A 6,015-nucleotide genomic window follows, 5' to 3' on the forward strand; every position below is an offset into this window, starting at 1 on the left:
CCGGGCCGCCCGTCGCGAGGCGCCGCAGCGGCGCGTGGTCGAGTACGTCGCCGGGGTGGAGCCGGTCGAGGAAGGCGCGGCGACGCAGGCACTCGCGCTCGACGGCGCCCGCGTCCACGGGGTGCGCGACCGCGAGGGGGTGGGCGCTGCCGTACCGGAAGCGCGCGGGACCGCCCGAGGGGGCGAGCGCGAAGTACGCGGCGTCGTGCAGCGCGCCGAGGTGGCACAGCTCCAGCGTTCCCGCGCCCACGAGCCCGGCGGCGAGGAGGCGGCGCACGACCTCGCCCGTGTCGCCGCTCCCGGCGCGCGCGGCGGCGAGGACGGGGGCGGGGAGGGTGCCGCCGGTGGTCAGCAGCACGTCGAGCGGCGGCGAGTCGGGGGCCTCCGCGTGGACGATCCTCCCGGCCACGAGGTGGAGCCTGCCCCGGTCGCGACTCAGGGTCCCGGTCGCGCCCTCCTCGGCGAGGCGGCGCAGGAGCGGGGAGACGGTCACCGCCTCGGTCGTGAGCGTGTCCACGGTCACAGCACCAGCCGTTCGGCGATCTCGCCGACGCGGATGCGGGCGAGCGCGAGATTGCCCTCGTCGCGGTCGAGCCACAGGTGCAGGAAGACGCTGCTGTCGAAGGTCGTCCGCACGAAGCGGATGAGGTGGTAGCTGTCCCGGTTCGTGACGATCACGTCCTCCACGGGCAGCAGTTGATCCACCTGGCCGACCTGCCCTGTGCCGTCGCCCCCGGTGGCCGGGGCCGGTATCTGTGTCGTCGCCGCGAAGGCGCGGTGCTCGGCGGCCATGCGCGCCAGTTCGGCGGCCTCGGCCGCGGTCGCCTCGTGGTCGCCGTTGGGGGATTCGCCGATCGTGCCGAGGGCGAGCCCGCTGATCCAGTCGACGACACCCGCGCCCCGGGCACCCGGGAGCCTCATGGCGTCCAGCAGACACTCGTCAATTCCTGGCACGCGGAACGTCACCTTCCCCGACCCGAAGTACGGCTTGTGAGCACGAGGTTACGCAAGGACTCACCCGCTCGGGGGAGTTCTGGCATTTTCCAGCGGAACATGCGCGCGGCCCCTATCCTCACGGCGGAACCCTCGCGAAACCCTCTGCGGAGAGCGTGCGGGGGGAAGAGGCGGGCACGGGGCGGTAGCGGGGAAAAGGGCGCGGAAGCAGGGGAGTTCGGGTATTTTCCGCGCGGAGCCGGACAGCGGACGGCGGGCGTCCCCTACTCCTCGTCCCGCACCCAGGGCCCCAGCTTCTCCGGGTTGCGGATCACCCAGATCCGGTCCACGCGGCCCCCGTTCAGCTCGAAGGCGGCGACCGTCCGTACGGCCCCGCCCTGCGAAGCCGCCAGTCCCGGAAGCCCGTTGACCTCGCACAGCCGGAGCGAGAGCCCCGGCGCCCGGTCGGCGATCGCGACCATGTAGCGGGCGATCCCGGCGGCACCCTCGACGGGACGGAGCGCCGCGCCCGCCATGCCGCCGCCGTCCGCCGTCATGACGGCCGCCGGATCGAGGAGGCCGATGAGCGTGGGGATGTCCCGCGACTCCCACGCCTCCTTCACGTGCCGCACGACGGCCGCGCGCTCGGCGAGCGGCACCGGGTCCGCGCCGCGGGCGGCACCGAGCCGCCGCCGCCCCGAGGAGGCGAGCTGCCGGCACGCGGCGGCGCTGCGGCCGAGGACGTCGGCGATCTCGGCGAAGGGGTAGCGGAAGACGTCATGCAGCACGAAGGCGACCCGCTCGGCGGGCGTCATCGCCTCCAGGACCACGAGGAAGGCCATCGACACGGACTCGTCGAGCACGATCCGCGCGGCCGGGTCGGCGGCGTCGGGCGCCTCGGGGAGCGGTTCGGGCAGCCACGCACCGACGTACCGCTCCCTGCGCGCCCGCGCCGAACCGAGCACGTCGAGGCAGATCCGGGCCGTCACGGTGGTGAGCCACGCGCCCGGCTGCGACACCGCGGCGCGCCGCGCGGGCGCGAGCCCGTACCAGCGCGCGTACGCCTCCTGCACGGCGTCCTCGGCCTCGACCAGTGAACCGAGCAACCGGTAGGCCACGTTGAGGAGTTGACCCCGCTCCCCGGCTATCCCGGTATCCGCCCCCGCTGCCATGCCCCGCCCCCGCCTCACGTTTCGCGGGCCCGTTTCGTCGGACCGGTGAGACCTTACCGACCGGCATGCCGAAGGGGACCGACATGAGCACCCAGCCGATGACCGCACCCACCTCCCACGAGCGCTTCCTGCGCGTGGCGATAGCGCTCCAGACCCTCACGATCTTCTTCCAGGCGGTGTCGGCGGGTCTCCTGTTGACCGCCCACTACGGCGAGACGCTGCACAGCGTCGGCGCGCGCGTCATGTACGGCGCGGCGATGCTCTACGTGCTCGCGGCGGTCCTCGCCTGGAAGCCGGGCGGTGCGTCCCCCCGCCAGATCTGGTACGCGACGGGCTTCCTCGCCCTGGCCTCGGCCCAGGTCGTCCTCGGCATCAAGCACGTGTCGGAGGTCCATGTCCCCCTGGGCGTCACGATGTTCGCGTTGAGCGTGCTGGCGCTGGCTTTCCGTTGGGTGGGCACCACAAAATCAAGCCCCTCTGGGGGTACCTCCCGGCCGAAGGCTGGGGGAGTTTGAGGAGCGGGGGTTCGGGGGCGGAGCCCCCGAAAACGGCCCGAGTCATCACAAGTCATCGGTCAACGCCCGCGTATGCGCCGCCCCCGACTCCGCCACGAACTCCGCCAGCGTCTGCGACCCCCGCACCGTCGCGAACCGCACCCCCTCACCCCCCGCGGGAGCAAAGCCGTGAATCCCCGGCCGTGTCAGGCTGTCGTACGCCTGGTGCCGCGCGAAGCCATACGCCCCGGTGTCGAGCACCGCGAGCCAGTCGCCCTGCTCCAGCTCGGGCAACTCGGCCCCCGAGGCGAGGAGTTCGCCGTCGAACTGGGCGGGCCCCGCGAGGTCCTGGGCGAGGGCGGGGCCCGCCTTGGGCCGCCCCTGCGCGTCGTACGCGGCGAGCCGCCGCCCGCACGAGTGCCCCGCCATCCGCGTCCCCACGTGCGTGACCGCGAGCCGCCGCCCGCCCATGGCCCGTACGTACTCCACCCGCGCGAGCAGGAAGCCGTGTCCTGCGAGCAGCGAGCGCCCGAAGCCCGTCACGAGCGCGTACCGCCCGTCGAAGAGCCCCGGCACCGTCTCCTTGAGCAGCGCCGCGTACCCCGCGAAATCCGCTCCCGCCCGGTCCCCGACGTCGCCCTCGCGCGCGCCCGCCGCGAGCCCGCCGCCGAGCGCGAGCGTGTCGACCTGGCGCCGCCCGGCCGCCGCGTTGATCTCCTCGGCCAGCTCGTACACCTTCCGCACCCCTTCGGCGAGCCGCCCGGGGTCCGCCCCGCCCGCGTTCTTCACCTCGGAGTGCGCGTGCAGGCGGGTCAGCCAGGGCCGCTCGGCGAACGCCGAGACGATCCACTCGCGCGCGCCCTCGTGCGCGAGCGGCACGCCGAAGACCGCCCGCCGCCCCTCGCCCGCGTGCGGATCGACGCGCACCCCGAACGTGGAGGTCGCCGCGGCCTCGCCGCGCAGCGCGTCGAGCCGTTCCAGCTCCTGCGCGTCGTCCACGTCCACGAGCACCCCGCTGCCCAGCGCCTCGCGCAGCTCGGCGACGGTCTTCGTCGGCGAGTCGAGCACCGTGTGCCCCGGCTGCACCCCGGCGGCCCGCGCCAGCGCCAGCTCGGCCGCGCTCGCCACCTCGGCGCCGATCCGGTCCTCGTACAGCAGCCGCAGGACGGGCACGAGCGGCGTCGCGCGCACGGCGAACGTGTGCCGCACGGCGGGCCCGCCCTCCGCGACGAGCGGGGCGAAGGCGGACTGGAGCGCGCGGGCGGTGCGGCGGATGCCGGTCACGTCGAGCAGCCCGGCGAGCGGCCGTTCCTCGCCCACGATCCCCTGCACGACGGCGGCCCGCACCGCGCGTTCACGCCGCAGCTCGCCCTCGGTGGGACCGCTCGCACCGGAGGGACCGCCCGTGCCCTCCTCGGGTGCGGCTTCGCTCATGCCGTCATCAGATCACCGGCCGCGGCGGCCCGCGAAAATTGGTGGACCGTGCGGGGCGCGCCTGATCGGATGCGCGCCATGACACCCGAGGAACGCACACCCCGCGAACCGCTCGCCCCGCCGCCGCCCGACCCCGCGATCGACTTCTGGACCGGCGAGCGGGTCCGGCTGCGGGCCGTGGAACCCGAGGACTGGCCGCACTTCATGCGGTACGGGCAGCACTCGGCCCACGTGCGCCTCGGCGACCGCCTCACGGTCCCGCGCTCCGCCGAGCGCTATCGGACGTGGCTCAAGGAGAGAACCGCGAAGGAGGAGGAGAACGACACCTTCCACCTCGTCGTGGAGGACCGCGAGACCGGCGCGTGGGCGGGCGGAATCAGCACGCACCACGTCGAGCTGGGACAAGGGAACTTCGCGTACGGCATCGAGATCGATCCCCGCTTCCAGGGCCGCGGTTTCGCGCGCGAGGCCGTCACGCTCGTGCTGCGCTTCATGTTCGAGGAGCGGCGCTACCACAAGGCGGTCGCCGAGGCGTGGGCGCACAACACGGCGTCGGTCGCGCTGCAACGCGGTCTCGGCTTCGTCCAGGAGGCGCGGCTGCGCGAGCACGACTACACGGAAGGGGCGTACCGGGACGTCCTCCTCTTCGGCTTGCTGAAGGACGAGTTCCGAAGCATGGATGCGGGGAACAAGGACTGAGCGGGCGCGCCCGGGGCACACTGCTCTACATACGTGTAGTAGAGCGTGGTGCCAAGCGGTCCGGCACCGCCACGCACCGAGCCGGCCACCGCGCCCGTCACCGCGACAACGGAGGAAGCAGAAGCCATGGAGATCTCAGGGTTCATCAGCGCCGTCATCATCGGCATCGTGATCGGCATCCTGGGCCGCCTGGTCGTCCCCGGCCGCCAGCGCATCGGCATCATCTGGACGATCCTGGTCGGCATCGTCGCCGCCCTCGTCGGCACGTTCATCGCGGCGGCCTTCGACGTCGCGGACACGGACGGCATCGACTGGATAGAACTCGCGATCCAGGTCGTCCTGGCCGGTATCGGCGTGGCGGCCCTGGACCGCGCCAGGTCCCCCCGCCGCTGACCCCGGCCGCCGACCCCGGCCGCGAGCGGCGAGGCCCCTGTCCGTACGCACGGGCAGGGGCCTTTTCCTGCCCCGGGGCTCAGTCGTACGTCCAGCCGAAGGTGCCCATGGCCGTGTCGAACCACTCGACGAGCGACGCGGTCAGCGGCTGCGCCGCTTCCGCCACCTCCAGCACCGAGAACACCGCCACGCACCAACGCCCGCGTGTGCCCGGCACTTCCACCGCGTACTCGACCCGCCGTCCGGCCACCGGCAGCCGGCCGGGCTCCGCCACCGGCCGCTCCCGCCGTACGGCCGCCCCGCCCGCCACCTCGGCGGCCTCCCACCCCGTCCCGGGCACCCCGCTCCCCAGCCCCACGACCAGAGCGGCGGGCACGCCCGACCCCGCGGCGGGCCGGTAGACGTCCACCCCGCCGGTGACACCCGCGAGGGCACCCCACCCGGCGCTGTCCTCGGCGGAGACCTTCTCCCAGGGGGCGGTGAGGAAGAGGCGGTAGCCGGTGACCCCCACCGTGCCCTCCCGCCCCGCCCTCCGGTCCACCCGCTGCGCCCCGCCGCCCATCAGCCGCCCCCCGTCCGCAGCCGGTCCTTCGACTCCCCGTACGCACCGCCCGACACGACGTTCCCGCCCTTGTCGCCGAGGTCCAGCGCCGTGCTCCCCGCCCAGGAGCCCCGCATCTCCCGCAGCCTGCGCCGGGCCTCCGCGGCGCCCGCCCGCAGTTCCTCGTGGTCCGGGTGGCGCGCGCTCAGGTTCCGTACGTCCTTGGCCCGGCGGCCCGTCTCCACGTCCCCCAGGGCGAGGCCCCGTTCGCGGCGGGTGATCTCCGGGAGCGGCGCGGTGCGGGCCTCCTCGCCCGCGCGCAGTCCGGCGCGGCGGACCCGCTCCTCCA

The 6,015-nt window shown here is 74.3% G+C and carries 7 protein-coding genes and 2 pseudogenes; 3 read left to right on the forward strand and 6 right to left on the reverse strand.

The window, feature by feature from the left end:
• From G3I42_RS28105 to sigJ, 3 genes and pseudogenes are all read right to left on the reverse strand, one after another.
• Positions 1–517, reverse strand: a pseudogene (locus G3I42_RS28105) (transcriptional regulator); the annotation flags it as partial.
• 2 nt (positions 518–519) lie between these two features.
• Positions 520–954, reverse strand: coding sequence for a hypothetical protein (locus tag G3I42_RS28110; RefSeq protein WP_164290566.1), 435 nt, complete (start codon positions 952–954; stop codon positions 520–522).
• A gap of 263 nt (positions 955–1,217) precedes the next feature.
• Positions 1,218–2,105, reverse strand: coding sequence for an RNA polymerase sigma factor SigJ (gene sigJ / locus G3I42_RS28115; RefSeq protein WP_164290568.1), 888 nt, complete (start codon positions 2,103–2,105; stop codon positions 1,218–1,220).
• Positions 2,106–2,188: 83 nt separating this feature from the next.
• Between sigJ and G3I42_RS28120 the strand changes: the two genes are divergently transcribed.
• Entirely contained in the window at positions 2,189–2,620 is a 432-nt protein-coding gene (locus tag G3I42_RS28120; RefSeq protein ID WP_164290569.1) for a hypothetical protein, read from the forward strand.
• 45 nt (positions 2,621–2,665) lie between these two features.
• Here the strand turns inward: G3I42_RS28120 and G3I42_RS28125 are convergent, their stop codons facing one another.
• Positions 2,666–4,033, reverse strand: coding sequence for a diaminopimelate decarboxylase (locus tag G3I42_RS28125; RefSeq protein ID WP_164290571.1), 1,368 nt, complete (start codon positions 4,031–4,033; stop codon positions 2,666–2,668).
• 78 nt (positions 4,034–4,111) lie between these two features.
• Here G3I42_RS28125 and G3I42_RS28130 point away from each other — a divergent pair, with 78 nt between their 5' ends.
• The gene (locus G3I42_RS28130; protein ID WP_203607458.1) at positions 4,112–4,732 is read left to right on the forward strand and encodes a GNAT family protein; all 621 of its coding nucleotides are present in this window, start codon (positions 4,112–4,114) and stop codon (positions 4,730–4,732) included.
• 126 nt (positions 4,733–4,858) lie between these two features.
• The gene (locus G3I42_RS28135) at positions 4,859–5,125 is read left to right on the forward strand and encodes a GlsB/YeaQ/YmgE family stress response membrane protein (RefSeq protein ID WP_164290576.1); all 267 of its coding nucleotides are present in this window, start codon (positions 4,859–4,861) and stop codon (positions 5,123–5,125) included.
• A 79-nt stretch (positions 5,126–5,204) separates the two neighbouring features.
• On the opposite strand, the gene G3I42_RS37915 is transcribed toward G3I42_RS28135, so the two are convergent.
• Complete coding sequence (locus tag G3I42_RS37915) at positions 5,205–5,687, reverse strand: hypothetical protein (RefSeq protein WP_239096727.1); 483 nt, start codon at positions 5,685–5,687, stop codon at positions 5,205–5,207.
• A pseudogene (locus tag G3I42_RS28145) lies at positions 5,687–6,015 on the reverse strand (hypothetical protein); the annotation flags it as partial. The pseudogene G3I42_RS28145 and the gene G3I42_RS37915, both read right to left, overlap by 1 nt.

It is taken from the genome of Streptomyces sp. SID11385, assembly GCF_010548245.1.
Taxonomy (GTDB): domain Bacteria; phylum Actinomycetota; class Actinomycetes; order Streptomycetales; family Streptomycetaceae; genus Streptomyces.